This window comes from Mesorhizobium dulcispinae (assembly GCF_033977345.1).
In the GTDB taxonomy this organism is placed as follows: Bacteria; Pseudomonadota; Alphaproteobacteria; order Rhizobiales; family Rhizobiaceae; genus Mesorhizobium; species Mesorhizobium dulcispinae.
Genome location: NZ_JAVIIY010000006.1, coordinates 22,734 through 49,302, shown reverse-complemented (window position 1 = coordinate 49,302; position 26,569 = coordinate 22,734). Strand labels below are relative to the sequence as shown.

Genomic DNA, 26,569 nt, shown 5'->3' with positions numbered 1-26,569 from the left:
TAACAGCCTGAAGCAGTTGACGAAAGAGAGCGGCGGGCATGGCCCGCCGCTTTTTCTTTTAGCCGGACTATCTTCTGCTTTTTGGCCGAAACGGCGTAACTCGGCGTCAGGCGGCCTTCGCCGCCTCGCGATGCAGCGTGAAGGAATGGCCGTCCGCGTCGAAGATGTGCAGGTCGCCGGCGCCGGCGTTCAGCCGCAAGGTCTCGCCGCGCTTGACCTCGACATTTCCGGGCAGCTTGGCCACCAGCGGCAGGTCGGCGCGCCCGATATCGACATAGACGAGCTGAACCTCGCCGAGCTGCTCGATATAATCCACCTTGCCTTCGAATAGATAATCCGCACCGGTCGCGATCGCGAGATCCTCCGGCCGCACGCCGAAGCTCACCGCGGCGCCGTTGGCCGAGGCTGGCGTCGCGATCGGCACGGTCGCCTTGCGGTCGCCGACATGGCTGACCACGGTCGGGTTGCCGGCCTTCTCGATCTTCGCCGGCAGGATGTTCATGGCCGGCGAGCCGATGAACTGGGCGACGAACAGATTGCCCGGCCGCTTGTAGAGCTCCATCGGCGTGCCGACCTGCTCGACAACGCCTTCCTTCAGCACCACGATGCGGTCCGCCAGCGTCATCGCCTCGACCTGGTCGTGGGTGACGTAGATCATCGTCGTGTTCGGCATCTGCTCCTTCAGCTTGGCGATCTCGATGCGGGTGGCGACGCGCAGCGCCGCATCGAGGTTCGACAGCGGCTCGTCGAACAGGAACACCTTCGGATTGCGCACGATGGCGCGGCCGATGGCGACGCGCTGGCGCTGGCCACCCGACATCGCCTTGGGCAGCCGGTCGAGATATTTGGTGAGCTGCAGGATTTCGGCCGCCTGGCGCACCCGCTTGTCGATCTCGGCCTTGCTTTCCTTGCCGATCTTCATCGAGAAAGCCATGTTGTCGTAGACCGTCATATGCGGATAGAGCGCGTAGGACTGGAACACCATCGCGATGCCCCGCTTCGACGGCGGCACATCGTTCACCACCTCGCCGTCGATCTTGAGCACGCCCGACGTGATCTCCTCCAGGCCGGCGATCGACCTCAGCAAGGTCGACTTGCCGCAGCCCGACGGTCCGACAAAGACGATGAACTCGCCCGATTTGATGTCGAGGTCGATGCCGTGCAGAATGTTGAGGTTGCCGTATGATTTCTTCACCTGGTCCAGCGTGACATCGGCCATGGTTTCCTCCTCCCAGTGATTGTCCGTTGCAAACTCAGTCGATCCGCCCGAACCAGGCGCCATACCCGCCGAGGCGGATGGGCCCGGTGCCAGCTTGTCCCGAAAAGCCATGTCCCGGCAAGGGCTGCAGCGAGCCTTTGCCGAGATCGACTTCGGCCGGCTTGCTGCCGAGGTTGAAGATGCAGGCGATGCGCTCGTTGCCTTCGCGTCGCGTGAAGGCGACGGTGTCGCCGTCGCTTTCGATGAAGTCGATGTCGCCCTTGCCCAGCGCCGGATGCTGGCGCCGGAAGGCGAGGAAGCGCCGGTAGTGCTCGAGCAGCGAGCTCGCATCGCCCTGCTGCACGTTCACCGCTTGCGAGAGATGCTTGCCCGGCACCGGCAGCCAGGGCTTGGCGGTCGAGAAGCCGCCATTCTTGGCCGCCGCCTCCCACACCATCGGCGTGCGGCAGCCGTCGCGGCCCTTGAATTCCGGCCAGAAACGGATGCCATAGGGGTCCTGCAGGTCCTCGAACTTGAGTTCGGCCTCGCCGAGGCCCAGCTCCTCGCCCTGGTAGATGCAGACCGAGCCGCGCAACGACATCAACAGTGCCGAGATCACCTTGAGATAGGCGGCCGGATCGGCCTCGTTGGCGGCCCAGCGCGAGGCCACGCGCATCACGTCATGATTGGAGAAGGCCCAGCAGGACCAGCCGTCGCTGGCGACCTTGCCGAACGCCTCCAGCACCGCGCGCACCTTGGCGGCGCTGATCTTTTCCGGCGCCAGGAAATCGAAGGAATAGCACATATGCACGCGCTTGCCGTCGGCGGTGTAGGCGGCCACCACTTCCAGCCCGCGCTGCGAGTCGCCGACCTCGCCGACGGCGGCCTGCGCCGGATATTCGTCGAGGAGTGCGCGGAAGCGCTCGAGGAAGCCGAGATTCTCCGGCCGGCTCTTGTCGTAGATGTGGTCCTGGTAGTTGTAAGGGTTGACCGCCGGCGCCGTCTGGTCGTTGCGCTCTTCCGGCGGCAGCGGCGGATTGTCCTCCAGCCCCTGGCTGTGGAAGTAGAAGTTGATGGTGTCGAGCCGAAACCCGTCGACGCCGCGCTCCAGCCAGAAGCGGGTGACGTCGAGCAGCGCGTCCTGCACTTGCTTGTTGTGGAAGTTGAGATCGGGCTGCTCGGCCAGGAAATTATGCATGTAATATTGCTGGCGGCTGGTGTCCCACTGCCAGGCCGAGCCGCCGAAGATCGACAGCCAGTTGTTGGGCGGCGTGCCGTCGGGCTTGGCGTCCGCCCAGACATACCAGTCCGCCTTCGGATTGGTCCTGCTGGAGCGGCTTTCCTTGAACCAGGGGTGGATGTCGGCGGTGTGCGACAGCACCTCGTCGATCATCACCTTGAGGCCCAGCCGATGGGCTTCCGCCACCAGCGCGTCGAAATCGGCCAACGTGCCGAACATCGGATCGACGTCGCAATAGTCCGACACGTCGTAGCCGAAATCCTTCATCGGCGATTTGAAGAAGGGCGAGATCCAGATCGCGTCGACGCCGAGCGAGGCGATGTAGGGCAGGCGCCGCACAATGCCTTTCAGGTCGCCGATGCCGTCGCCATTCGAGTCCTGATAGGAACGCGGATAGATCTGGTAGATCACCGCGCCCCGCCACCAGTCGCGGTCGACCGCGGGGTCTGGTCTCGAAGTCGCCTTCAAAGCCGATTGCATTGTCTCAACCTCCTTTCACCGAGCCGGCAAGCAGCCCGCGGACGAAATAGCGCTGCAGCGAGAAGAAGACGATCAGCGGCACGATGATGGTCACGAAGGCCGATGTCGTCAGGATCTCCCAATTGCCGCCGCGCGAGCCGAGCAGCGCGTTGAGCTTGGCCGTCAGCACGATCTGATCAGGTGCCGTGCCGAGGAAAACCATCGCCACCAGGAGATCGTTCCATACCCACAGGAACTGGAAGATGGCGAAGGAGGCAAGCACCGGGAAGGACAGCGGCAGCACGATCTTGACGAAGATCTCGAAGTCGCTGGCGCCGTCGATGCGGGCCGACTCCATGATCTCGCGCGGCAGGCCGGCAATGTAGCTCCTGAGCAGGTAGATGGCGAAGGGCAGGCCGAAGCCTGTATGCGCCAGCCAGATGCCGAGATAGGTCTTGGACGGCACGCCGAAGAAAGAGCCGACGCCGTTGTAGAGCTTGAGCAGCGGGATCAGCGACATCTGCAGCGGCACCACCAGCAGGCCGATGATCATCGCGATCAGCAGCGCCCGACCTGGAAAGCGCATCCAGGCAAGCGCATAGGCGGCGAAGGCCGCGATCAGGATCGGGATCACGGTCGAGGGGATGGTGACCGTCAGCGAGTTCATGAACGAGCGGCCGATGCCCTCGGAGAACAGCACGGAATCGTAGTTCTCGGTGGTGAATTTCGGCGGTGCGGAGGAGGCGTAGTAGACGCGTTGGCCGCGCTCGCCCTCGAAGGCCTTCGGCGAGGCAAGCACGAAGCTGCCGTCGGCGTTCATTTGCAGGGTCACGCCATCGCCGAGATCGGCCGGCGTGCCGGCCTTGTATTGTGTCGGCGCCGCCGCCTTGACGCCGAAGGCGCTGATCTCGCGCTTGGCCCCGTCGCCGAAGATGTTGCCCTCGATGACGTATTTGCCGTCCTTCTGCGCCTGCGCCGAAGCGGCCGGCAGCCGTCCGGCCTCGGTCTGGCTGGAACTGGCGAAGGAATTCCACCAGCCCGAGGCGATGATCTGGTCCTTGTCGCGCAGCGACGAGACGAGGATGCCGAGCGTGGGAATGGTCCAGATCGCCACGAAGACGAGCACAGCGATGTGGACTCCGAAACGGCTGGCAAAGGACTTTCCGGTCTTGGCGGTCATCTCAGTGCCCTCCCGTCTCTTTGTTGGCCTGGCGGATGTTCCAGACCATGATGGGAATGACCGCGATCATGATGATGATGGCAATCGTCGCGCCGCGGCCGAAGTCGCCGCCGCCGCGGAACATCCAGTCGAACATCAGGTTGGCGAGCACCTGGCTGTTCCACTGGCCGTTGGTCATCGTCAGCACGATGTCGAACACCTTCAGCACCAGGATGGTGATGGTGGTCCAGACGACCGCGATGGTGCCCCAGATCTGCGGCACCATGATCTTCCAGAAGATCTGGAACGGGTTGGCGCCGTCGATGACCGCGGCTTCCAGCGTCTCTTCCGGAATGCCGCGCAGGGCCGAAGACAGGATCACCATGGCAAAGCCGGTCTGGATCCAGATCAGGATCACCATCAGGAAGAAATTGTTCCAGAAGGGCAGCGATATCCACACCTGCGGCTGGCCGCCGAAATACTGGATGATGGCGTTGAGCAGGCCGATCTGGACCTGGCCCTCGCCGCGATACTCGTAGATGAACTTCCAGATCACGCTGGCGCCGACGAAGGAGATCGCCAGCGGCAGGAAGATCAGGCTCTTGGCGATCGTGCCCCACCAGATCTTGTCGGTGAGCACGGCGATGATCAGCCCGAGGAAGGTGCAGGCCGCCGGCACCACCGCCAGCCAGAGAATATTGTTCAGGATCGAGTTGCGGAAATCATGGTCGCCGAACGCCCATTCGTAATTGGCAAGACCGACGAAATTCGCGCCGCCGCGGTCGAGAAAGGACAGCCTCAGCGTCTCGATGACCGGATAAATCAGGTAGATGGTGAGGATGATCATCGCCGGGCCGACGAACAACCAAGGCCGCACCAGCCCCTGCCGGCGCAGATTGTCGACGGCGGCGGCGCCGGAGACGCCGCGTGAGGGGAAGATCATGTCGAGCAGTTTGTTGGCGCCCCAGAAATAGGCGACACAGCCGCCGACGCCGATGATGATGACGAATATGGCCGAGAAAATCTGAGCCGCCATGGGTCCCTCTCCCTGCGCATGATCGGCCAGGCAACACTGGCGATCGGATGCACCGATTTCGCTATTCGGAACAATCGAGACGCGAAGGCTTCCGGCGTGCGCCGCCGGTCGGATCCGGGCCGTGGCCCGGATCCAGTAGGAGGATCAGGAAGGTCTGACCTGAGCCGCCACAGGCGGCTTACTTGATGGCATCCCAGCTCTTCTGGATGTCGGCGGCGACGTCCTGCGCGGACTTGCCGCCGACCAGGTCGATCATGCCGGTCCAGAAGGAACCCGCGCCGATCTTGCCAGGCATCAGGTCCGAGCCGTCGAAGCGGAAGGTCGAGGCATTGGCCAGGATATCGCCCTGCTTCTTCAACGCGTCGCTGGCATAGGCCTCCTTGTTTACCGCCTTGAACGGCGTCACGAAGCCGCCCTGGGCCATCCAGATCTCATGCGCCAGCGGCATCTTCAAGAATTCGATGAAAGCGCGCGCGGCCTTGGAGTCCTTGGTGATCATGGCCAGCGTGCCGGCGCCGAGCACCGGCGTGCCAAGCTCGGGCTTGGAGGCGTAGGGCGGATAGTAGAAGAAGTCGGCGTCCTGGCCGAGCTTCTTGCCCTCAGGGAAGAAGGTCGGGATGAAGGATGCCTGCTTGTGCATGTAGCATTTCGGCGGCACCGAGAAGAGACCCTTCGGGCTGTCGCGGAAATCGGTCGCTGCCACTGCCTTCGCGCCGCCGTCGACCATCTTGTCGTCGGTGGCGATCTTGCCGAAGATGTCGATGGCGTTGACCACGGCCGGGTCGTTGAACGGAATCTCGTTCTTCACCCACTTGTCGTAGACGTCCGGCTTCTGGGTGCGCAGCATGATGTCCTCGACCCAGTCGGTCGCCGGCCAGCCGGTGGCGCCGCCGGAGCCGAGCCCGATGCACCAGGGTGTGCCGCCGTCGGCGATGATCTTCTTCTCAAGGTCGGCGAGCTCTTCCTGCGTCTTCGGCACCTTGTAGCCGGCTTCCTCGAAATTGTCCGGCGAGTACCAGACCAGCGACTTCACGTCGGCCTTGTAAGGGAAGGCGAAGAAGCCCGGCTTGCCGTCCTTGTCCTTGAAGGTGCCAAGGTCCACCCAGGACTGGCCGGCGCCGTAATTGTCCTTGATCCATTTGGCGGTGTCGTCGCCGAGAGGCGTCAGCAGGCCCTTGGAAGCGAGGTCCTGGATCAGGCCGGGCTGCGGCAGCACGGCGATGTTGGGCGGGCTGCCGGCCTGGGTGTCGATGACGATCTGCTGTTCGTAATTCTCCGAGGAAGAGTATTTGATCTCGGCGCCGGTGGCCTCCTGGAAGTATTCCAGAACGGTGCGCACCAGACCTTCGTCCTCGCCGCGCCACGGCCCGAAGATGGTCAGCGTCTCGCCCTTGAGGTCGACTTTCTTGAGCTCGTCGTAGTTCGCCCAGTGGAAGCGCGGGTCCTCGCCCGGCTTGAACTTCAGTTCGGCTTGCGCCGGCAGGCTGACAGCGAGCGCGGCGAACGCGGCGCCCAAGAGAAGCATTTTCTTCATCGCAATTCCTCCCAGTGGTCAAGACAGTTCGGACGAAACCTCCATCTCGTCCGCCGACGCCCGCGGAACTGTGACTCAGCGAGAAGGCAACCGCAACCTTCCGATGAGCCTTCCAAAGCGCTTTGGCTTTTTTGATCTCGCCATTGAATTGACGCAAAGTCAAGGGGGTTTGCGATACTAATCGATTTAGATTTTTGCCAATCGGCCCAGAAAGTGCGCTGCAGCATGCTTTTTTGGCGCTGCAGCAGCAATTTTTGCTTCAAACTCTCTTGAGCCGCCACTAAGGTCGTTCCGGCTGGCGATATCACCAGCCATCATCGGATCGATTAAAATTGAAAGCGCTTTGAGGCTGGAGGCCTCCGATGAACCTCAAACAACTCTCGCACATGCTGTCGCTGTCGCAGACCACGGTGAGCCGGGCGCTGAACGGCTATCCGGAGGTTAATGAGGAGACGCGGCGGCGGGTGATGGATGCCGCCAAGCGCCATGGCTACCGGCCGAACCCCAGCGCGCGACGCCTCGCCACCGGCAAGTCCGGCATGATCGGCTATGTGCTGCCGACTGGCAATGCCGTCGACATCGACCCGCATTTCGTCGAGTTCCTTTCCGGTCTCGGCGATTATGCCCGCTCGCACGAGCTCGACCTCGTGCTGTCGCCGGCCGATGCCGACGACCAGGAGACCACCTACCGGCGTATTGTCGCCAACCGGCAGGTCGACGCCGTCTACATCTCCTCGCCGCGCCCCGCCGACCGGCGGCTGGCCTTGGTCAGCACGCTGGGCATTCCCTTCATCGTCCACGGCCGCAGCGAGGGTTTCGATTTCGATTATCCCTATCTCGACATCGACAATGAGGGCGCCTTCCACGAAGCGGCGCGGCTTCTCGTCCAGCTCGGCCACAAGCGGCTGGCGCTGATCAACGGCGACGACCGCGAGACCTTCGCCATCCACCGCGAGCGCGGCATGCGCCGGGCGCTGGCCGCGAGCGGGCTTACGCTTGGCGAGCGCCACATCTGTTCCGTGACCATGACCGAGGAGAACGGCTACCGCGCCGCCCGCCGCCTGCTCGAAGAGAGCGAGGCGCCGACGGCGATCGTCTGCTCCAGTCTGATCATGGCGCTGGGCGTCGTGCGCGCCGTGCGCGACCTCGGCCTGACCATTCCTGGCGACCTGTCGCTGGTCGCCCATGACGACGTCTTCCCCTGGCTGCGGCCGGAGAATTTCCCGGTGCCGCTGTCGACGACGCGGTCCTCGATCCGCCTCGCCGGCGCGCGCGTCGCCGAGCGGCTGGCGGCCCGAATATCGGGGTTGGAAGAGGGCGCGCGCGGCGAGGTCTGGCCGGTCGATCTGGTGATCAGGGGATCGGTCGCCGGCGCGCCCGGCTAGGGGGTCATACGCGCAGCCTTTGGAGCTATCTCAGCCCTGCGACGCGTAGTCCCTCGATGTAGAGGGCTCTGTCCCGTTCATGTACGATCGGGTGATATTTCTCGACCCACTCGACGGAAAGCGAGGGGTGCAGCCGCAGAGCCTGCGAGAGAGCTTGGCCGGCGAGCGCACGATCGCCCGCCATGCCTGCGGACGCAGCGAGTGTACGCCATGCGGTCCCGAAATGGGGCCGAAGCTCCACCGCTCGGCGTTCGTATTCCGCGGCCTGGGCGAAGCGTTTGGCCACGAAATGGCACAGCCCCGCCGTCGACAAGTTTGCGGCCTGCGTAAAGTCTCGCGGGCTAAGGCGCTCTGCGATAGCGAGGTGATGCAGACCATCGTCAGGCATGCCGCCATAGCCATAGGTGCATCCCAGGATCACATGAGCGAAGGCAAAGCTCGGATTGAGGACAATCGCCTCGGTCAGTGCTGCCACAGCCTGGTCGAAATGACGCGATGCCATGTGCACAAAACCTGAGGCGAAGTGCGTCCAGGGGTCTTCCGGGTCGCCGCGGATTGCCCGTTGGGCCATATCGCGGGCGATCGGAAGCGCCTCCGCAGGCTCGGCCAGTCCGAGCATCACCCGCGCTGCCAGCGCCCATGCGAGCAGGCAGTTGGCACGGGGATAGTCGGGGTCGATGTCTGTGGCCTTGGTCAGCAGCCGCTCGGCGAGTTCGAGCTCCTGCGCGGATCCCCATGTCCAGACGTAAGGCATGGCTTTCATCGCGAAACCCCAGGCGTCAAGGCTGCCAGGCGCGCGGCTTTGGAAACGTTCGTGCTCGGCCGCATAGAGCCTTGGCTCGATCGCGCCGATCACGCTCTGCACTATCTGGTCCTGGAGTGCAAAGAAGTCCACTATCTCAAGATCATAGCGTTCGGCCCATATCTGGCGCCCGTTGTGGGTGTCGCTCGCCCTGGCAGTTATCCTCAAATGCTGTCCGGAGCGGCGAACGCTCCCGTCGAGCACATAGCGGACGCCAAGCTCGTGCCCGACATGCTTCACGTCCACCGCCTTGCCACCATGTGAGAAGGATGAGTTGCGGGCGGAGACAAACAGCCAGCGCAAGCGCGCAAGACGCGTGATGAGGTCTTCCGCAAGACCGTCGCCGAAATATTGCTGATGGACGTCGTCGCTGAGATTGGCGAACGGAAGGACGGCAATGGAAGGACCAGGCTCGACCGCCTCGCGGTGATGTGTGGGGCCATCCAGTCTCTCGATCTCCCCGGTGAAGCGATAGCCGACCCGAGGGACTGTCACTATCCAGTCCTCCCCGCCGGCGGTGGGACCGAGAAGTTTTCTGAGCGATGCGATCTGCACCGACAGGTTACCCTCCTCTACCGCCGTCCCCTGCCACGCCGCGTTGATCAGCTCGGATTTGGTAAGCACCTCGCCAGGCCGCTCTACAAGCGCCTCAAGCAGGAGCAGCGCACGATAGCCGACGGGTATCGGAATCTTTTGCCGGTGCAGGGTCCCTGTCTCAGCGTTGAGGACGAAAGGACCGAAGACGAAACGACATCCTTGCATACGACGAATTTTATAGCCGCACCGGGACTTTTTGTAACTATTAGCCAGAGCTTAAGGACGTAGCCCGCCGATTGCGTCAACGTTGTTCAAATTGCGAAAGGAGGAGACAATGACTGCACCTGTTAAATCGGCGCCCCGCTCTGATCTCGAACAGGCCAAGAAGGACGCCTATGATCCGGTCTTCAGGCGTATCGCCGTCCCGAGCTTTGCTAGCCCTATCGATGAGCGGCAGCACCGCAAACAACGCCTTGCCGGCGCTTTCCGCATCTTCGCCGCGTTCGGTTTCAGCGAAGGTGTCGCAGGCCACATCACGGCGCGCGATCCGGAGTTCACCGACACGTTCTGGGTCAATCCCTTCGGCATGCATTTTGGGCAAATCAGGGCCCGCGACCTGATTCGGGTTGACCGCGAGGGCAACGTGGTCGAGGGCGAAGGCCCGCTCAATGTCTCTGCCTTCGCCATCCACGCGGCAATTCACGAGGCTCGCCCGGAGGTTGTCGCCGCGGCGCACGCTCATTCTATCTATGGCAAGGCCTGGTCTGCGGTCGGCCGACTGCTCGATCCGATTACACAGGATGCCTGCGCCTTTTACGAGGACCACATTTTCTTCGACGATGCACGAGTGCTCATTACCGAGGCGAGCGAAGGTGTCGAACTCGCGCGCTGCCTCGGTCCGCACAAGGCTGCGATTCTGCGCAACCACGGTCTGCTAACCGTCGGCCAGACGGTCGAGGAGGCAGTCTGGTGGTTCGTCGCGATGGAGCGCTGCTGCCAGGCACAATTTCTTGCCGAGTCGGTCTGCAAGCCGCTCCAGATCGACAGCTCCAACGCCCGCGCCGCTCGCGCTGTGAACGGAACTCCGTTCATCGGTTGGTTCCAGTGCCAGCCGCTGTGGGATCACATCGTAAGGGCACAGCCGGACCTGCTGAAATAGCCGCGGCAATAACAATGTCAGCAAGCACCGCGTGCGGCAGCGATACGCCGGCGATCCGCCTCGCCGGCGCACGTCGCCGAGCGGCCGGCGGCGAGGATCTCGGGATTGGAGGAGGGGGCGAGAGGCGAGGTCTGGCCGGTCGATCTGGTGGGTCAGGGGATCGGTTGCGGGGGTGCCGGTGTGACCTGACGCCTACTCCTTCGCGGCCCCAGCCGCCTTGATGTCCAGCAACCCATAGCCGAAATCATTGTCCCGTCCCTTGGGGCCGAGATCCTTGGCGGTTGCCGCCAGCGCCTTCTCGATGTCGTCGGCCGACCGGCCGGGCGTGGCATGGATCAGGTTGGCGATGGCGCCGGACACGATCGCGGCGGCAAACGAGGTGCCGGTCACCACATCCGAGCCGGCGCCGCTCGGCGCCACCATTTCGACGCCCGGCGCCGAGATGAAGACGTAAGGACCGCGATTGGCCTGCGGCATCAGCCCGTCCTTGGCGTCGGTGGCCGTCACCGCGATGACGCCGTCGAAGGCCGCCGGATAGCCGTAGGGCGCCTTGGGACCATTGTTGCCGGCGGCCGCCACCAGAACCATGCCAAGCGCGCGGGCATTGCGGCAGGCGGTGCCGAGCAGGTCGTTCTTCGGGCCGACGAAGCTCATATTGATGATGCGCACATCCTGTTCCGCCGCCCAGTCGAGCGCCGACAGGATGACGTCCATGGTGGACTTGCCGCCTTCAAAGGCTCGCGCGTGGTAGATTTTCGCGCCCGGCGCCATGCCTTCCAGCTGGCCGACGCCGGCGATCAGGCCGTCGACCGAGGTGCCGTGGTCGCGCTTTTCGATCGGCACGTTCGGCATGGCGTCGAACTGGTCGGCGATCGCACCCTTCAGCGCCGGGTTGGTGTCGTCGATGCCGGTGTCGATGACGGCGACGCGCACATTCTCGCCGCTCGCCTGTTTTGAATCGAGCGCGATGCGCTCGAAGGCATAGTTAACGATGCCTGCTGCCTGCTGCAGCGAATAGATGTGGTTGGGCTCGCGGCGCTGGGTGCGGCCGTCGGCGGCAAGCTGCGCCAGCACCACGCCGACCGGGCGCCCGTCGGGAATGCCGAAGCGCACCAGCGTCGAGCCGAGCAGCCGCGACTGGCGCTGCGAGCGCACCTGCAGCCCGAAGGCGTTGGCGATCTGCTGCACCGCGCCGGCATCGCCGGTCACCGTCACCAGCACCTCGTCGGGGACGAACTCGCCGCTGACCGCGCGCGGCGGCGCGGCGAGATTGAGGCCGGTAGGAGGTGTGATGGGGCCGCTTGGCGAGGGTGTCGGCGGGTTCGTCGGGCCATTTGGAGGCGACGTTCCGTTCGGCGGTGTTCGCGCCGGCGGCGTGGGCTGCGCCGGCGGGTTCGGGAACAGGTCGACGATCAGCGCCGGCAGGAACACGGCGCTGCCGGCAGCGCTGCCTGCGCCGGACTTGCCGCCCCCATCGGTGGTGCCGCCCTCCTTGTCGCAATCGGCTCCGGCCGCCGTCGTGCGATTGAGGCAGTCGACCTCTTTCTGTGTCAGGTCCGGGTCGTTGGTTTGCGCAAAGGCAGGGGCGGCGACAAATGCCGTCGCGAGGATTGCCGCGTGAAGAATGACCGCTCTAGCCGCCATCGACCGGTTTCCTTCCCTGCACCACAGCCTCCGCGAAAGGCTGGGCGGCAATAAGGCCGACGAGCTTGTCGTAGTCGGCCGCCGTGCTGGCCGGGATGGTCAGATGGAAGACGCCGTCGGCGCTCGGCCCTCCGGCGATTTTCAGCCCGTTCTGGCCAAGGAAGGCAGCGATGTCCGACATCCTGGCATCCGGCTTGAACTTCACCAGGGCAAAGGGCAGCTTCGCAAGGTCGTCCTCGGCGCCGGCGATCTCGAAGTCGTTGCCCTTGCCGCCGGGCTGCTCGAAGGACTGCGCGACGACCAGCGCAAGCAGCGCCGCGGCCGCCGCCCAGGCGACGCCCGCGGGCATGGCCGTCACCCGGCCGAACACCTTCGCCAGCCATGATTGGCCGGCAGGCGCGCGCACCGGACCGGCCTCCGCGTCGAGCGCCCTGGCGAAGCGGGAGAGCGCGTCGGCCGGCGGCCGGATCGCCTCGTTGGCGGCGGCGGTGCCGGAGAATTCGGCCTCCGCCTCGCCAAGCGCTGCCATCGCCGCCGGATCGGAGGCCAGCCATTCCTCGACGGCCTCCAGTTCCGCGCCTTCCAGCGAGCCGTTCAGGTAGAACGGCAGCAGCGTCTCCATCTCGTCGCGGCGCGACATCTTTTCAGCGGCGCTCATGGCCACCCCCTGTCGTAACCGGCGGCCTTCAGCGCCTCGCCGAGTTTCTTGCGGGCGTAGAACATCCTTGTCTTGACCGTCGCGACTGGGATGTTGAGCACCTCGCCGATCTCGGTCACCGACTGGCCATGGTAATAGGCAAGGTCGACTACCGTGCGGTGTTCTTCCGGCAAGGCATCGACGAAGCGGCGCAAGGCGGCGGCTTTGTCCTCCTTCATGGTGACGACCTCCGGCGTGTCGGCGCTGTCGGGCACCTGCGCCGCGTCATCGTCGTCGATCCAGTCTTCCTTCTTCTTGCGCAGCAAGGACAGCGCCTTGAAGCGCGCGATGCCGAGCAGCCAGGTCGAGACCTCCGAGCGGCCTTCGAAGCCCGGCGCCTGCCGCCACAGCTCGAGAAAGACCTCATTGGTGATATCGTCGGCCATCATTTCCGATCCCGTCTGGCGCGCCACGAAGCGGTAGATCCGCGCGTGGTGACGCATGAACAGGAGCCGCACGGCAGCCCGGTCGCCCTTCGCGACCCGGTCTACAAGCGCGCGATCGGTTTCGGTCGCCGCGTTCATGGCCGGTCGAGCCGCCTGGCTCCTCGTGGCTCTGTCGCTGGTCGGGCCAAAAAGGTTCACCTCCGCCAAGGATTTTTGGAGGCTAACCGAAGAGCGGGGATGTTGCCAGTAGGCAGCGCCTCTCCTTCTCCCCTTGTGGAAGAAGGTGTCGCCGAAGGCGACGGATGAGGGGTGTTCCAGGGAACGCCAACCTCTCACTCCGTCCAACACCCCTCATCCGTCTCGGCGCTGCGCGCCGATCCACCTTCTCCCACAAGGGGAGAAGAGGGCGCTTCACTCCAAAAACACCTTCGCCTTCATCGTCGCCGGTATTTCCACGCCGAGCCGGCTCAGCACCGTCGGCGCGAGTTGCAGCTGGTCGAGCAGCGTGTTGGCCTCGGGACCCTTGGACGGCCCGAAATAGTAAAGCGCGAAATCCTGCATCTCGTCATCGTGGCCGCCGTGATGGCCGCGGTTGGTCTGGCCGTGATCGGCGGTGACGATGACTTCATAGCCGGCTTGGCGCCATTGGGGCAGGAAGGCGGCGAGCATGCCGTCCATCGCGTAGCAGGCATGGTCCATCTCGTGGCAGTCATGGCCGAAGCGATGGCCCATCGAGTCCAGCGTGCAGGTGTGGAGGATGCCGTAGTCGATGCCGTGGCGCCTGGCGAGCATCGTCAGCGTCGCAAACAGGTCGACGTCGCTTGGCGTCATCTGGTTCTTGAGATTGTAGCCGGTCATGGTGTGGAAGCGGCCATGCGTGATCGGTCCGCCGGGCTCGTCAAATTCCATGTCCTCGACCAGGTCGAACGGAAAGCTGCGGAAGAATTCCGACCAGTAGGAGTGGGTCACCGCGCCGGTCTTGCCGCCTGCCTTGCTGACCTCGGAGAAGATATCCGGCTGCTCGACCCTGAACCGGTTCTCGTTGGAAAGGATGCCGTGCACCTGCGGCGTGACCCCGGTGTGGATCGAGGCGTAGCAGCAGGCGGAGGTCGACGGCAGCACGGAGCGCATCTTCCATACTTGCGCTTCCCCCGACTGCGCCCAGCCTTCGAGATTGCCCATCAGCCGGCGCCAGTTCCGGTAAGGCACGCCGTCGAGAATGATGAGCAGCAGTTTGGATTTGAGCGCCACGGGCAATTCCATGCGGTCTTGCGGGAGAGATCAGCATCGAGGGCTTGGCCGATCCGGCCAAGGCCCAGAAACGCTGAGAAGAGGAAGCCAGTTGAATGCATGTCGCCCAAAAGTGTGCAGCGGCTTTGGGACAACGACATGCATAGAACAAAGACCTAAAGCGCGTCGACTGAATCCATTTCGGCGCGACGCGCTTTAGTTGCCGGCGCTCTCCATGCGCCGGCCGGAGATGGCCTTCTCCAGCCAGCCGATCTCCATTTCGGGGACGGAGGACAACAGAAGGTCGGTGTAGGCGTCGAAGGGCGGTGTCAGCACCTTGCTCTTGGCGCCGTAGCGCACCACCTCGCCGCGATACATCACCGCGATCGAATCGGCGATCGACTTCACCGTCGCGAGGTCGTGGGTGATGAAGAGGTAAGCCACCTTCTCGACCTGCTGCAGGTTGAGCAGGAGCTTGAGGATGCCGTGCGCGACCAATGGATCGAGCGCCGACGTCACCTCGTCGCAGATGATGAGCTTCGGCTTGGCGGCGAGCGAACGGGCGATGCAGACGCGCTGCTTCTGCCCGCCGGAAAGCTCGGCCGGGTAGCGGTCGATGAAGCCCTTGCCCATCTCGATCTCGTCGAGCAGCTCGGCGACGCGCTTGTCGCGCTCGCGGCCCTTCATGCCGAAATAGAATTCCAGCGGCCTGCCGATGATCGTGCCCACCGTCTGGCGCGGATTCATCGCCACGTCGGCCATCTGGTAGATCATCTGCAGCTGGCGCAGGTCCTCCTTCGGCCGGTCGGAAAGCCTGTTGCCGAGCGTGCGGCCGTCGAAGACGACGCTTCCCTGCTCGGGCGGCAACAGGCCGGTGATGGCGCGCGCCAGCGTCGATTTGCCGGAGCCGGATTCCCCGACCACGGCAAGCGTCTGGCCCGGATAGATGTCGACCGAGACGTTCTTCAGCACCTTGACGGCGCCGCCGCCATAGGCGGCCGTCACGTTCTTCACCGAAAGCATCGGCGCCGTGCCCGGCTGCTGTTCCTGATGCTCGATCTCATGCACCGAGACCAGCGCGTTGGTGTATTCCTGGCGCGGCTCCTTGATGATCTGGCGCGTGCCACCCCATTCGACCAGCCGGCCGTGCCGCAGCACCATGATCTCGTCCGACACCTGCGCGACAACGGCAAGGTCGTGGGTGATGTACAAAGCCGCGACATGCGTGTCGCGGATGGCGTCCTTGATCGCCGCCAGCACGTCGATCTGGGTCGTCACGTCGAGCGCCGTGGTCGGCTCGTCGAAGACGATCAGGTCAGGCTCCGAGCAGAGCGCCATCGCCGTCATCACGCGCTGCAGCTGGCCGCCGGAGACCTGGTGCGGGAAACGCTCGCCGATGGTTTCGGGATTGGGCAGGCTGAGCTTCTTGAACAGGGCGACGGCGCGTTTCTCGGCCTCGGCCCGGGTCGCGGTGCCGTGCAGCAAAGCCGCCTCGACCACCTGGTCCATGAGCCGATGCGCTGGATTGAAGGCCGCCGCCGCCGACTGGGCGACATAGCACACCTCGCGGCCGCGCAGCTTGCGCAAGCCATCCTTGCCGCCCTTCAGGATGTCGCGGCCGTTGAGGATGACCTCGCCGCCGGTGATGCGCACGCCGCCGCGGCCATAGCCCATGGAGGACAGGCCAATGGTCGACTTGCCGGCGCCGGATTCGCCGATCAGGCCGAGCACTTTGCCCTTTTCGAGTGTCAGCGAGACATCGTGGACAAGCGTGATGGTCCTCGGCGCCTCGCCGGGCGGATAGACGGTCGCCTCGATGCGCAGGTTGCGGATGTCGAGGAGCCGGCCGGAATTTGCTTTGCTGTCAGCCATCACCCGCGCCCTCCCTTCAGGCTGGTCGTGCGGTTGAGCACCCAGTCGGCGACCAGGTTGACCGAGATCGCCAGTGCCGCGATCGCCGCTGCCGGGATCAGCGCCGCCGGAATGCCGAAGACGATGCCGTCCTTGTTTTCCTTCACCATGCCGCCCCAGTCCGCGTCCGGCGGCTGCACGCCAAGGCCGAGGAAGGAGAGCGTCGACAGGAAAAGCACGGCGTAGATGAAACGCAGGCCAAGCTCCGAGACCAGCGGCGAAAGCGCATTGGGCAGGATCTCGCGGAAGATGATCCAGCCGCTGCCTTCGCCGCGCAGCTTGGCGGCCTCGACATAGTCCATGACGTTGATGTCGACGGCGACCGCGCGCGACAGGCGATAGACACGGGTCGAGTCGAGGATGCCCATCACCAGGATCAGCGTCACCAGGTTCGACGGCAGCACCGACAGCACGACCAGGCCCATGATCAGTGTCGGAATCGACATCAAGAGGTCTACGAGACGCGACAGGATCGTGTCGTACCAGCCGCCGAACACCGCCGCCGAGAAGCCCAGGATGGCGCCGAGCGAGAAGGACAGCGCGGTCGCCAGCACCGCGATGAACAGCGTTATGCGCGCGCCGTAGATCATGCGGGACAACAGATCCCGGCCGAGATTGTCGGTGCCCAGCCAATGGGCCGACGACATCGGCTCCCAGACATCGCCGACGATCTCGGCATTGCCGTGCGGCGCGATCAAGGGCGCGAACACGGCCATCAGCACAAACAAAGTCGTCAGCACCAGGCCGATCAGCGATGCGATGGGGATGCGTCTGATAGCGAGCATGCCGCCCCCCTTACTTCGGATGCCTGAGCCGCGGATTGGCGACGATCGCCGCAATGTCCGCGATGATGTTGAGGCTGATGTAGACCGCGGCGAAGATCAGTCCGACTGCCTGCACGACAGGAACGTCGCGCTTGGTGACATGGTCGACGAGATACTGCCCCATGCCCGGATAGACGAAGATCACCTCGACCACGACGACGCCGACCACGAGATAGGCAAGGTTCAGCATCACGACGTTGATGATCGGCGCGATGGCGTTCGGGAAAGCGTGCTTGCGGATCACCGCGAAGGCGGAAAGGCCTTTGAGCTCCGCCGTCTCGACATAAGCCGACTGCATGACGTTGAGGATTGCCGCGCGCGTCATGCGCATCATATGGGCAAGCACCACCAGCGTAAGCGCCGCCGCCGGCAGCGCGATAGCCTGCAGGCGTTCGCCCAAAGACATTCCCTCATAGACCGTCGAGATGGCGGGGAACCATTGATGCTGGACCGCGAAGTAAAAGACCAGCAGATAGCCGATGAAAAACTCCGGAAAGGAGGTCGAGGCGAGCGCCACGCCGGAGATCAGCTTGTCGACCCAGCCGTTGCGGTAGCGCACCGCGATCAGGCCGAGAATGATCGCCAGCGGAATGGCCACGATTGCCGCCCAGAAGGCCAGGAACAATGTGTTCCACAGCCGTTCCTTGATCGATGTCGCGATGTCCTGCCCGCTCGACATGGCCGTGCCGAGATCGCCGGTCAGCACGCCGCCCAGCCAGTGGAAATAGCGGATATAGGCGGGCTGGTTGAGCCCGAGCTGCTCGCGCAGATTGGCAAGCGACTCCGGCGTCGCCGACTGTCCGAGTATGGCTTGCGCGACGTCGCCGGGCAGGATCTGGGTGCCGGCGAAGATCAGGACCGAAACGGCCAGCAAAAGGAGGATGCCCAGCGCAATGCGCTGGGCCACCAGTTTCACGATGGGTGAGGACATCTCCGCAAGGCCGAGCTCAGGCTTCCAGCCAGCACTTCGCCAGGGCGTAGCCGTTCGAAAGCTCCTGATGCGGATCGTCCACCCAGCCAGCGACCTTGGGACCGGTTGCGTCGATGAACTGATTGAACATCGGCAGGATCAGGCCGCCCTCGTCGCGCACCATGACAGCCATGTGGTGGTAGATCGCCTTGCGCTTGGCCTCGTCGAGCTCGGCGCGGGCGGCAAGCACCATCTTGTCGAAGTCCGGGCGCTTGAAACGCGTGTCGTTCCAGTCGGCCGACGACAGGTAGGCGGTCGAGTACATCTGGTCCTGGGTCGAGCGTCCGCCCCAGTAGGAGGCGCAGAAGGGCTGCTTGTTCCAGACCTCGTTCCAGTAACCGTCGCCCGGCTCGCGCTTGATCTCGAGCTTGATGCCGGCCTTTGCAGCGCTCTGCTGGTAGAGCTGCGCGGCGTCGACGGCGCCGGGGAAGGCGACATCGGAGGTCCTGAGCAGGATGGAACCGTCATGGCCTGACTTCTTGTAATGGAACTTGGCCTTGTCGGGATCATACTTGCGCTGCTCGATCTCGGTGAACAGCGGGTAGGAGGCGTTGATCGGGAAGTCGTTGCCGAGCGAGCCGTAGCCGCGCAGCACCTTGTTCAGCATCTCCTCGCGGTCGATCGCCAGCTTCAACGCCATCCTAAGGTCGTTGTTGTCGAACGGCGCCGTGTTGCAATGCATGATGAACACGTAATGGCCGGGACCGGAGTGGTTGCGGATGGTGACGCCCGGCACACGCTTGATCAGGTCGACGATCTTCGGCTCGACGCGGTTGATCATGTTGACCTGGCCGCCCTGCAGGGCCGCCGTGCGCGCCGTCGCGTCATTGATGACGACGACTTCGATCTGGTCGGCATGGCCCATCTTGTCGCCCTGCCAGTAATTGGCGAAGCGCTCACCGACATGGCGCACGCCGGGCTCGTTGACCTTGACCTTGTAGGGGCCGGCGCCGATGCCGGCATCGGGCTTGTCCTTGCCGCCGTTCGGCTGGACGATCAGGTGGTAGTCGCTGAGCAGATAGGGCAGGTCGGCGTTCGGCTCCTTGAGCGTCAGCACCACTTCCTTGCCGCTGGCCTTGATGGTCTCGATGCCCTTCATGTAGCCGAGCGCGCCGGACTTCGACTTCTCGTCCGAGTGACGTTCGAGCGTTGCGGCGACGTCCTCGGCGGTCACCGTCTTGCCGTTGTGGAATTCGATGCCGTCGCGGATCTTCAGCGTCCAGGTCTTCGCATCATCCGAAGCGCCGATCTCCTCGGCGATGCGGTTCTCGAGCTTGCCGTCGGGCGACAGCTCGACGATCATTTCGCCCCAGCACTTGCCGAAGGCGAAAGGCACCTGCGTCATCATCAGCGCCGGATCGAGGCTGTTGGTGGATTCACCACCGACCAGGCCGGCCTTCAGCGTGCCGCCCTTGACTGGGCCGGCGGCGCGGGCAGCGCTCGAAAGCAGCGAATTGGCGAAGGGCGCGGTGACGCCGAGCGCGGCGGCACGGCCAAGGAAGTCGCGGCGGCTGAGCTTGCCGGCGGCAACGCGACGGCTGAGATAGTCGAGTTCGTTGGTCATTGTGGGTTCCTCACTCTGATGGTCCGACCTTATGGTCGTTTCTGCTTATTGGAGGAGATAATGACCGCAACGGAAAGCTGTAAGCAAGACCGAATGCGACATGCCGTGGCGTAAATGGCGCGTCGCATTTGGACCAATGTTGCCAGCGCTCAGACGAGGGCGCGTGGTATCGCCTGTTCGAAGTCCCGTTCGAACACCAGTTTCTCGCCCTCATAGGCCTCGATTCTGGCACTGACGATGAAATTTTGCGCGTCGCAGCGCATGTCGGCAAAAGTTTCGGTCCTCACCGACCATTCATTTCGTGAGAAGGTCTGCGTCCAGTGCGTGCTGCCGGCGGCCGACAGCGGATCGTCCGGGTGGATAGCCCAGGTCTCCCTGGCGATGCTGCCATGGACGAGCCCATGCGCAAGGTCCCGCACCGCGCCGAAATCGTCCGTGATGGAAAGCGTGACGACGCCGGTCTTCTCGTTGCGGTCGATATGCCGTTCGGAATTGGCGGGCCTGATCGTCTCGGTCGCCCAGGGGGCGGCACCTTCCGGTTGGGAAAACGAGACCTCATCGCCTGTCGCCAGCGGGCGACGCGGAAGCTTGAGCGTCGCCGCCGACAGCTCAAGCGTCACCGGCTCCGGCGACGGCCAGATCATCGGCCAGTAGGCAGTGGAGACGGCAATCCGCAGCCGGTGGCCGGCGGGCACCCGGTAGGCGCACTGGTCGAGCACGACGCGCGCCGAAACCGTCTCGCTCGGCACCAGCGCTTCCGGGAATTCATGCGAGTTGCGATGCGTGAGATTGAGCACGCCATAGGAGATCAGCTCCGAGGCGCCGTCGGGATGCACGTCGCAGAGACGTACCGCGATGTTGGCCTGGCGACGGTCCGAGGCAACCCTGATCTCAAGTTCCGGCGCGCCGACGATGTCGATCGCCTCCTCGAGTTCGGGCTGGTCGAAGCACACCGAAAGCGCGTCGTCGGGACGCTGGTCGCCCGGCAGTTCGGGACCGAAGGTGAAAGGAAAATATTCGCCGCCGGCAAACCCGCAGTTTTGCGGTGAAGCGACGATCGCCGGCCTGGCGCCTCCCTGAATGAGTTCGACCGTCTCAAGCTTGATGTTGGACGAGGGCCATTGCTGTTCTGCAATCCAGCGGCCTGGCCGCTCCGGATGCCAGCGCGCAGGCCGCACGCTGTCCATGACATAGGCGCGGTAGTCCGGATCGTCCTCGACGCCGGTCGCCGTGCCCTTCAGCCAGCGGTCCCACCAGCGCAGCGCCTCCTGCAGGAAGCCGATGGCTGGATTGGGACCGGCGTAATGCGGGTATTTGTGGATCCACGGGCCGACAATGCCCTTCACCGGCGACTGGATATCGGCGACGAGATTGGAGATCGTGTTGCGGTAGCCGTCATGCCAGCCGCCGATCGACAGTACCGACGCCTTGACCGCGGAAAAATCCTCGCAGATCGAGCCGCGCTTCCAATAGGTGTCGCGATGCTGGTGGTTGAGCCAGAGCGCCGCAAGGAAAGGCTGGTTCTCCAGCCGGCTGAGCCACAGATCGCGCCAGCGGTTGCCACCGGCGATCAGCGGATCCGGCGGCCGCGACGAATAGGAGAGCATCGTCGAGGCCCAGCCGAAATTTTCCAGGAGCAGGCAGCCGCCCTTATAGTGGATGTCGTCGGCATAGCGGTCGACGGTCGAGCACAGGCTGATCACCGCCTTCAGCGCCGGCGGCTGCTTTGCAGCCACCTGCAGGCAGTTGAAGCCGCCCCAGGAGATGCCCATCATGCCGACATTGCCGTTGCACCAGGGCTGCGCAGCCGCCCAGGCGATGACGTCGCAGGCGTCCTGCAATTCCTGCTCGGAATATTCGTCGTCCATCAGCCCTTCGGAATCGCCGTTGCCGCGCATGTCGACGCGGATCGAGGCATAGCCGTGGCCGGCGAAATAGGGATGAGTCAGCTGATCGCGGAAGATCGTGCCGTCACGCTTGCGGTAGGGCAAATGCTCGAGGATCGCGGGCACCGGATTGTCGGCGGCGTCCTCCGGCATCCAAATGCGCGCCGACAGCCGGCAGCCATCCGGCATGACGATGCCCATGTCGGGAAATTCGACGACCTTGCGGGGGAACTCAGTGACGGTTTTCATGGGCCACATAACGCCCTGCCCGGAGATGACTTTCAATCACTATTAGCGACCTGGCGCAGCGAATTATGCGACCTGTCCCGTTGCCGGGACCGGCCGATCATTCGACTTTCAACTTGCGCTGCCGCATTAATTTATGTATTACGTTTATTCGCCGGCCCGACGCGGACGTACTGGATGATCTCGCCTGAAAATCGTTTGGGATGAGCCGAAGCGCGTGACGAACCTCGATAACCGGGGTCTCGACTTTGCCGATCTCGACATCGTGTTTTTTGCGACTTCGACCGTTCTTCCTGCGAAAGCCGGCCGACTCAAGGCGATCGGCGAATTCAGGCAGACCATTCTCGCAGTGATTTTCAAGCCGGTCGGTTCCGAAGCAATTTCGGTGATCTCGATACGCCGGGCCAGCCGAAAGGAAAGGTCAGCTTATGAGCAATCCTAAATCGCGTCTTCGACCGCTTACCGATGAGGAGGAAGCGGAAATTCAAAGGCAAATCGCTGCCGATCCGGACGACGCCGAGGCTACTGAAGAAGAATTGCAGCAAGCCAAGCCGTTTGCGCAAGCGTTTCCTGAACTCTTCGAAGGCATAAAGCGCGCTCGCGGCAGGCCGGCCGTCGAAAAACCCAAGCAGATTGTGTCCATCCGCCTCGACCAGGACGTTATCCGCAAGTTCAAGGCAACCGGGAAAGGCTGGCAGGCCAGGATAAACGAGGTGCTAAAAAAAGCGAAAGTAAGCTAGCGACGATCCGAGTCAGTTCAGCGGGATGTCGTTCTCGGCCTTGCTCGCCTGGTAGGTGCCTGACAGCTCGTCATAGCGCCCGGCGATCTTGCCGATGCGCGCCTCCAGCCGCTTGCGCTCCGCCTCCGGCAAGGCCCGCACCAGCCGGCGGATGGAAAAGCTCTTCCAGTAAGCGTTCTCGGCATTGTAGCCGCCAGGGTCGAGGGTGAAGACCTCCTTCAGGATTTTGAGGTCGTGCGGGATGGCGAAAGAGTCGCGCGAATCCTCATGGCTGAAGAGGTAGTAGAAATTGTCGAAGCCCGTCCAGGTGATCGCCGACAGGCAGAGCGAGCAGGGCTCGTGCGTGGCGATGAACAGCGCGTCCTTGGTGTCGACGCGCTCGGCTTTCGGCATCTCGTAGAAGCGCTTCAGGCAATGCACCTCGCCATGCCAGAGCGGGTTTTCCATCTCGTTGTTGGTCTCGGCAAGCACCAGCGAGCGGTCGTCTTTCCTGAGGATCGCCGCGCCGAAGAGCTTGTTGCCGTGCGCGACGCCTTCGGCGGTCTTCGGCACGATGTCGTGCTCGATCACATCGAGCAGGCGGTCGATCAGCGAAACATCGGTCATGGGGGGCAATCTTAAGCGCTCAGGGAAGGTGGATCTCGTAAGGGTGCGAGAAATGGCACTCCTCGAGATTGGAGCCGTCGCCGCCGCGGTCGACGATGAGGAAATCCTGCGCCTCGCCGATCGGCGTCAGCACGCCGTGCCAGAGATTGCGGCGGTAGTTGATGCCCTGTCCGGGCGCGGTGATGAAGGCGTACGGCTCGCCGGGGCCGTCCTTGGTGTCATGACAGACGACGACCAGGAACGGGCGCGGCGACAGCGGAATGAAAGCCTGGCTGCCGAGCGGATGGCGCTCCACCATGGTGAGCTTCAGCGGCATCTCGTAGGGCGTGCCCCGCACCATCGAGATCAGCACCTTGGCATTCGGCCCGGTGGCCTCGGCGGTGGCGAGGTCGTGGTAGCGCATCGCCTTGCCGCCATTGATCGGATAGCGGTTGTCGCCGCCCATATCGATGACATCGCCGAAGGGCGCGAAGGCTTCGCGCGTCAGCGGCCGGGCGACGATGCGGGTCACCGCGAGCGACCGCCGAGGGCGCCGCCAAGCTTGGCGTGCCGGTTGACGTCCTTGTAGAGCAGGTAGCGGAAGTTGCCGGGACCGCCGGCATAGCAGGCCTGCGGGCAAAAGGCGCGCAGCCACATGAAATCGCCTGCCTCGACCTCGACCCAGTCCTGGTTGAGGCGGTAGACGGCCTTGCCTTCGAGCACATAGAGCCCGTGCTCCATGACATGGGTCTCGGCAAAGGGAATGACCGCACCGGGTTTCAGCGTCACGATGGTGACATGCATGTCGTGGCGCATGTCGGCGGGGTCGACGAAGCGCGTCGTGGCCCAGCGTCCCTCGGTGCCGGGCATCGGGCTCGGCTCGATCTGCTGCTCATTGGTGAAGAAGGCTTCCGGCGCATCGAGGCCGTCCACCGCTTCATAGGCCTTGCGGACCCAGTGGAAGCGGACGGCATCGCCGCTCTCGTTGCGCACCGTCCAGCCGCTTCCCGGCGGCAGGAAGCCGAAGCCGCCCGGTTGAAGCACATGCTTCTTGCCGGCAAGCGATACGGTGAGTTCGCCCTCGACCACGAACAGCACGCCCTCGGCTTCGGCGTCGAGTTCCGGCCGGTCGCTGCCGCCGCCGGGCAGAACCTCGACGATGTATTGCGAAAAGGTCTCGGCGAAGCCGGAGAGCGGCCTTGCGATGATCCATGCCCTGGTCTTGTCCCAGAACGGCAGCGGGCTGGTGACGATGTCCTGCATCACGCCCTTGGGGATCACCGCATAGGCTTCGGTGAAGACCGCGCGGCCGGTCAGCAGCTCGTGCTGGCCGGGATGGCCGCCTTGGGGCGCGTAATAGGTTCGCTCGGCCATTTTCATCATATCCATGTGTTAAAGCCTATTGTGGAAGCATGTCTCGCAGCCGAAGCAGCGCGATGCGCTCGACCTGTTTGCAGGCGGTTTCGAATTCGACGCCGCGGCCGTTGCCGATGCGTGCCTCGAACTCCGCCAGGATCTGCTCCTTCGTCTTGCCCTTGACGGCGATGATGAAGGGAAAGCCGAAGGTTGTGACGTAGGCGGCGTTGAGCTTCGAGAACAGCTCGCGCTCCTTGTCGGTCAGCGCATCGAGCCCGGCGGAAGCCTGTTCCTTGGCCGATTCCGGCGTCAGCCGCTTAGCCGCCGCCAGCTTGCCGGCAAGGTCGGGATGGGCATTGAGCACGGAAAGCCGCTCAGCCTCGGTCGCCGCGCGGAAGATGCGGCAGAGCGCGTTGTGGAGGCCGCCGGCGCTGTCATGCGCGGGGCCGAGCTCCAACTCATAGGCGCGCTCGGCGATCCAGGGCGAATGCTCGAACACGCCGCCAAAGGCATGCACGAAGGCCTCGAACTCCATTCTGGACGGGCGCAGCGCCGGCGCACGGTAAGGATGCGTTTCGCGCCAGTGCCTGGCGATGTCGATGCGCCGCGTCAGCCACACCTTGTCGTGCGACTTCACATAGTCGACGAAGCGCTTCAGCGCCGCCACGCGGCCCGGACGGCCGACCAGCCGGCAATGCAGGCCGATATTCATCATGCGCGGCCGCCCGGCTCTGCCCTCGGCATAGAGCGTGTCGAAACTGTCCTTAAGGTAGGCGAAGAACTGGTCGCCCGAGTTGAACCCTTGCGGGGTGGCGAAACGCATGTCGTTGGCGTCGAGCGTATAGGGGATGATGAGCTGCGGCTTTTCCAGCCCGTCCCGGTCGAACCAGTAGGGCAACTCGTCGTCATAGGTGTCGGAGACGTAGTCGAAGCCGCCTTCCTCGGCGACGAGCCGCACCGTGTTGACCGAGGTGCGGCCGGTGTACCAGCCGGTCGGCCGCGCGCCGGTCACCTCGTAATGCAGCTTGATCGTCTCTTCGAGGTCGCGCCGCTCGTCCTCCGCGTCATGGTCGCGATAGTCGATCCATTTCAGCCCGTGCGAGGCGATCTCCCAGCCCGCCTCCTGCATGGCCGCGACCTGATCGGGCGAGCGGGCGAGCGCGGTGGCGACGCCGTAGCAGGTCACCGGCACCTCGGCTTCGGTGAACAACCGGTAGAGCCGCCAGAAGCCGGCGCGCGCGCCATACTCGTAAATCGATTCCATGTTCCAGTGGCGCTGGCCGACCCAGGGGGCGGCGCCGACGATCTCGGACAGGAAGGCTTCGGAGGCCTTGTCGCCATGCAGCACGCAGTTTTCGCCGCCTTCCTCGTAGTTGACGACGAACTGCACCGCGACATGCGCGCCACCGGGCCATTTCGGATCCGGTGGGTTGGCCCCGTAACCGCGCATGTCCCGTTCGTAACGCATGGTCGCTCCTGCCCAATTGTTGAGATGAAGATATCGAAAGGAGTGCCGTTGCATTCCCCCGAAAATTTTTGAAAGTGCTTTTTGCCGCACTCCGCTCGACCGGGACTTATGCATCGCCTTTAATTGGCGCACAATTGACCTGAAAACGTTCGACTGTACCGGGAATGGGAGGCGGCAGTGGCAGAAACGTCGAAAGCCGATGGCGGGCGTCTGACGACCCATGTGCTCGATACTGCCACCGGCAGGCCGGCAAAGGGCCTCTCGATCGAGCTTTTCCGCATCGAGCGCCAGGCCCGCACGCATCTGAAGACCGTCACCACCAACGACGACGGCCGCTGCGACGCACCGCTGCTTGCCGGCGCCGATTTCCGCACCGGTGAATATGAGCTTGTCTTCGCCGCCGGTGACTATCTGCGCGGACAGGGTATCAGCCTGCCGCAGCCGGCTTTCCTTGACACCGTGCCGATCCGTTTCGGCATGGCGGAGGAACGGCATTATCATGTGCCGCTCTTGATTTCGCCCTACGGCTACTCGACCTATCGCGGGAGCTGAG

Annotated in this window: 25 protein-coding genes; 5 read left to right on the top strand and 20 right to left on the bottom strand. The window is 63.9% G+C overall.

Annotation, left to right across the window (positions count from 1 at the left end; genetic code table 11):
* Positions 1-106 precede the first annotated feature (106 nt).
* The 6 genes from RFN30_RS14975 to RFN30_RS14950 form a co-directional block, all read right to left on the bottom strand.
* A complete protein-coding gene (locus tag RFN30_RS14975) occupies positions 107-1,219 on the bottom strand; it encodes an ABC transporter ATP-binding protein (protein ID WP_320262863.1) in 1,113 nt (370 codons plus the stop codon).
* Between the two features lie 34 nt (positions 1,220-1,253).
* On the bottom strand, positions 1,254-2,918 hold the full coding sequence (bglA, locus tag RFN30_RS14970) for a beta-galactosidase BglA (protein WP_320262862.1): 1,665 nt from the start codon (positions 2,916-2,918) through the stop codon (positions 1,254-1,256).
* 4 nt (positions 2,919-2,922) lie between these two features.
* Positions 2,923-4,077 (bottom strand): carbohydrate ABC transporter permease, encoded by a 1,155-nt coding sequence (locus RFN30_RS14965; protein WP_320262861.1) that lies wholly within the window; start codon positions 4,075-4,077, stop codon positions 2,923-2,925.
* Between the two features lies 1 nt (position 4,078).
* On the bottom strand, positions 4,079-5,092 hold the full coding sequence (locus RFN30_RS14960) for a carbohydrate ABC transporter permease (protein WP_320262860.1): 1,014 nt from the start codon (positions 5,090-5,092) through the stop codon (positions 4,079-4,081).
* A 178-nt stretch (positions 5,093-5,270) separates the two neighbouring features.
* On the bottom strand, positions 5,271-6,626 hold the full coding sequence (locus tag RFN30_RS14955; protein WP_320262859.1) for an ABC transporter substrate-binding protein: 1,356 nt from the start codon (positions 6,624-6,626) through the stop codon (positions 5,271-5,273).
* Positions 6,627-6,812: 186 nt separating this feature from the next.
* Entirely contained in the window at positions 6,813-6,941 is a 129-nt protein-coding gene (locus tag RFN30_RS14950; RefSeq protein ID WP_320262858.1) for a hypothetical protein, read from the bottom strand.
* Positions 6,942-6,988: 47 nt separating this feature from the next.
* On the opposite strand from RFN30_RS14950, the gene RFN30_RS14945 reads away from it, so the two are divergent.
* The gene (locus RFN30_RS14945) at positions 6,989-8,011 is read left to right on the top strand and encodes a substrate-binding domain-containing protein (protein WP_320262857.1); all 1,023 of its coding nucleotides are present in this window, start codon (positions 6,989-6,991) and stop codon (positions 8,009-8,011) included.
* Between the two features lie 25 nt (positions 8,012-8,036).
* On the opposite strand, the gene RFN30_RS14940 is transcribed toward RFN30_RS14945, so the two are convergent.
* Positions 8,037-9,575: a winged helix-turn-helix domain-containing tetratricopeptide repeat protein gene (locus RFN30_RS14940; protein WP_320262856.1), complete on the bottom strand. Its 1,539-nt coding sequence runs from the start codon at positions 9,573-9,575 to the stop codon at positions 8,037-8,039.
* A gap of 109 nt (positions 9,576-9,684) precedes the next feature.
* Between RFN30_RS14940 and RFN30_RS14935 the strand changes: the two genes are divergently transcribed.
* Positions 9,685-10,509, top strand: coding sequence for a class II aldolase/adducin family protein (locus tag RFN30_RS14935; RefSeq protein WP_320262855.1), 825 nt, complete (start codon positions 9,685-9,687; stop codon positions 10,507-10,509).
* A gap of 192 nt (positions 10,510-10,701) precedes the next feature.
* Here the strand turns inward: RFN30_RS14935 and RFN30_RS14930 are convergent, their stop codons facing one another.
* The 9 genes from RFN30_RS14930 to RFN30_RS14890 form a co-directional block, all read right to left on the bottom strand.
* A complete protein-coding gene (locus tag RFN30_RS14930) occupies positions 10,702-12,153 on the bottom strand; it encodes a S8 family serine peptidase (RefSeq protein WP_320262854.1) in 1,452 nt (483 codons plus the stop codon).
* A complete protein-coding gene (locus tag RFN30_RS14925) occupies positions 12,143-12,811 on the bottom strand; it encodes an anti-sigma factor (RefSeq protein WP_320262853.1) in 669 nt (222 codons plus the stop codon). The genes RFN30_RS14930 and RFN30_RS14925 overlap by 11 nt, the downstream gene beginning before the upstream one ends.
* Positions 12,808-13,374, bottom strand: a complete 567-nt coding sequence (locus tag RFN30_RS14920) for a sigma-70 family RNA polymerase sigma factor (protein ID WP_320262852.1) — start codon at positions 13,372-13,374, stop codon at positions 12,808-12,810. The genes RFN30_RS14925 and RFN30_RS14920 overlap by 4 nt, the downstream gene beginning before the upstream one ends.
* Positions 13,375-13,647: 273 nt before the next feature.
* Positions 13,648-14,487, bottom strand: a complete 840-nt coding sequence (locus tag RFN30_RS14915; RefSeq protein WP_320262851.1) for an alkaline phosphatase family protein — start codon at positions 14,485-14,487, stop codon at positions 13,648-13,650.
* Positions 14,488-14,682: 195 nt separating this feature from the next.
* The gene (locus tag RFN30_RS14910) at positions 14,683-16,338 is read right to left on the bottom strand and encodes an ABC transporter ATP-binding protein (RefSeq protein WP_320262850.1); all 1,656 of its coding nucleotides are present in this window, start codon (positions 16,336-16,338) and stop codon (positions 14,683-14,685) included.
* Positions 16,338-17,162, bottom strand: coding sequence for an ABC transporter permease (locus RFN30_RS14905; RefSeq protein WP_320262849.1), 825 nt, complete (start codon positions 17,160-17,162; stop codon positions 16,338-16,340). Before RFN30_RS14905 ends, RFN30_RS14910 begins: the two co-directional genes overlap by 1 nt.
* A 10-nt stretch (positions 17,163-17,172) precedes the next feature.
* Positions 17,173-18,132 carry an ABC transporter permease gene (locus RFN30_RS14900; RefSeq protein WP_320262848.1) on the bottom strand — a complete coding sequence of 320 codons (960 nt, stop codon included), beginning with the start codon at positions 18,130-18,132 and terminating at the stop codon, positions 17,173-17,175.
* Between the two features lie 16 nt (positions 18,133-18,148).
* Positions 18,149-19,735 carry an ABC transporter substrate-binding protein gene (locus tag RFN30_RS14895; RefSeq protein WP_320262847.1) on the bottom strand — a complete coding sequence of 529 codons (1,587 nt, stop codon included), beginning with the start codon at positions 19,733-19,735 and terminating at the stop codon, positions 18,149-18,151.
* Positions 19,736-19,884: 149 nt separating this feature from the next.
* Complete coding sequence (locus RFN30_RS14890; protein ID WP_320262846.1) at positions 19,885-21,870, bottom strand: CocE/NonD family hydrolase; 1,986 nt, start codon at positions 21,868-21,870, stop codon at positions 19,885-19,887.
* Positions 21,871-22,054: 184 nt separating this feature from the next.
* Here RFN30_RS14890 and RFN30_RS14885 point away from each other — a divergent pair, with 184 nt between their 5' ends.
* Together RFN30_RS14885 and RFN30_RS14880 are read left to right on the top strand one after the other, a co-directional pair.
* Positions 22,055-22,309 carry a BrnT family toxin gene (locus RFN30_RS14885; RefSeq protein WP_320263135.1) on the top strand — a complete coding sequence of 85 codons (255 nt, stop codon included), beginning with the start codon at positions 22,055-22,057 and terminating at the stop codon, positions 22,307-22,309.
* Positions 22,296-22,607, top strand: a complete 312-nt coding sequence (locus RFN30_RS14880; protein WP_320262845.1) for a BrnA antitoxin family protein — start codon at positions 22,296-22,298, stop codon at positions 22,605-22,607. The genes RFN30_RS14885 and RFN30_RS14880 overlap by 14 nt, the downstream gene beginning before the upstream one ends.
* Positions 22,608-22,619: 12 nt before the next feature.
* Here the strand turns inward: RFN30_RS14880 and RFN30_RS14875 are convergent, their stop codons facing one another.
* The 4 genes from RFN30_RS14875 to puuE are packed head-to-tail and all read right to left on the bottom strand — an operon-like array spanning position 22,620 to position 26,016.
* Positions 22,620-23,213 carry a nucleoside deaminase gene (locus RFN30_RS14875; RefSeq protein ID WP_320262844.1) on the bottom strand — a complete coding sequence of 198 codons (594 nt, stop codon included), beginning with the start codon at positions 23,211-23,213 and terminating at the stop codon, positions 22,620-22,622.
* A gap of 19 nt (positions 23,214-23,232) precedes the next feature.
* The gene (locus RFN30_RS14870) at positions 23,233-23,724 is read right to left on the bottom strand and encodes an ureidoglycolate lyase (protein ID WP_320262843.1); all 492 of its coding nucleotides are present in this window, start codon (positions 23,722-23,724) and stop codon (positions 23,233-23,235) included.
* Positions 23,721-24,581 carry a bifunctional allantoicase/(S)-ureidoglycine aminohydrolase gene (locus RFN30_RS14865; RefSeq protein ID WP_320262842.1) on the bottom strand — a complete coding sequence of 287 codons (861 nt, stop codon included), beginning with the start codon at positions 24,579-24,581 and terminating at the stop codon, positions 23,721-23,723. The genes RFN30_RS14870 and RFN30_RS14865 overlap by 4 nt, the downstream gene beginning before the upstream one ends.
* A 10-nt stretch (positions 24,582-24,591) precedes the next feature.
* Positions 24,592-26,016, bottom strand: a complete 1,425-nt coding sequence (gene puuE / locus RFN30_RS14860) for an allantoinase PuuE (RefSeq protein WP_320262841.1) — start codon at positions 26,014-26,016, stop codon at positions 24,592-24,594.
* A 177-nt stretch (positions 26,017-26,193) separates the two neighbouring features.
* Between puuE and uraH the strand changes: the two genes are divergently transcribed.
* Positions 26,194-26,568, top strand: coding sequence for a hydroxyisourate hydrolase (uraH, locus tag RFN30_RS14855; RefSeq protein WP_292114888.1), 375 nt, complete (start codon positions 26,194-26,196; stop codon positions 26,566-26,568).
* Position 26,569: the final 1 nt, after the last annotated feature.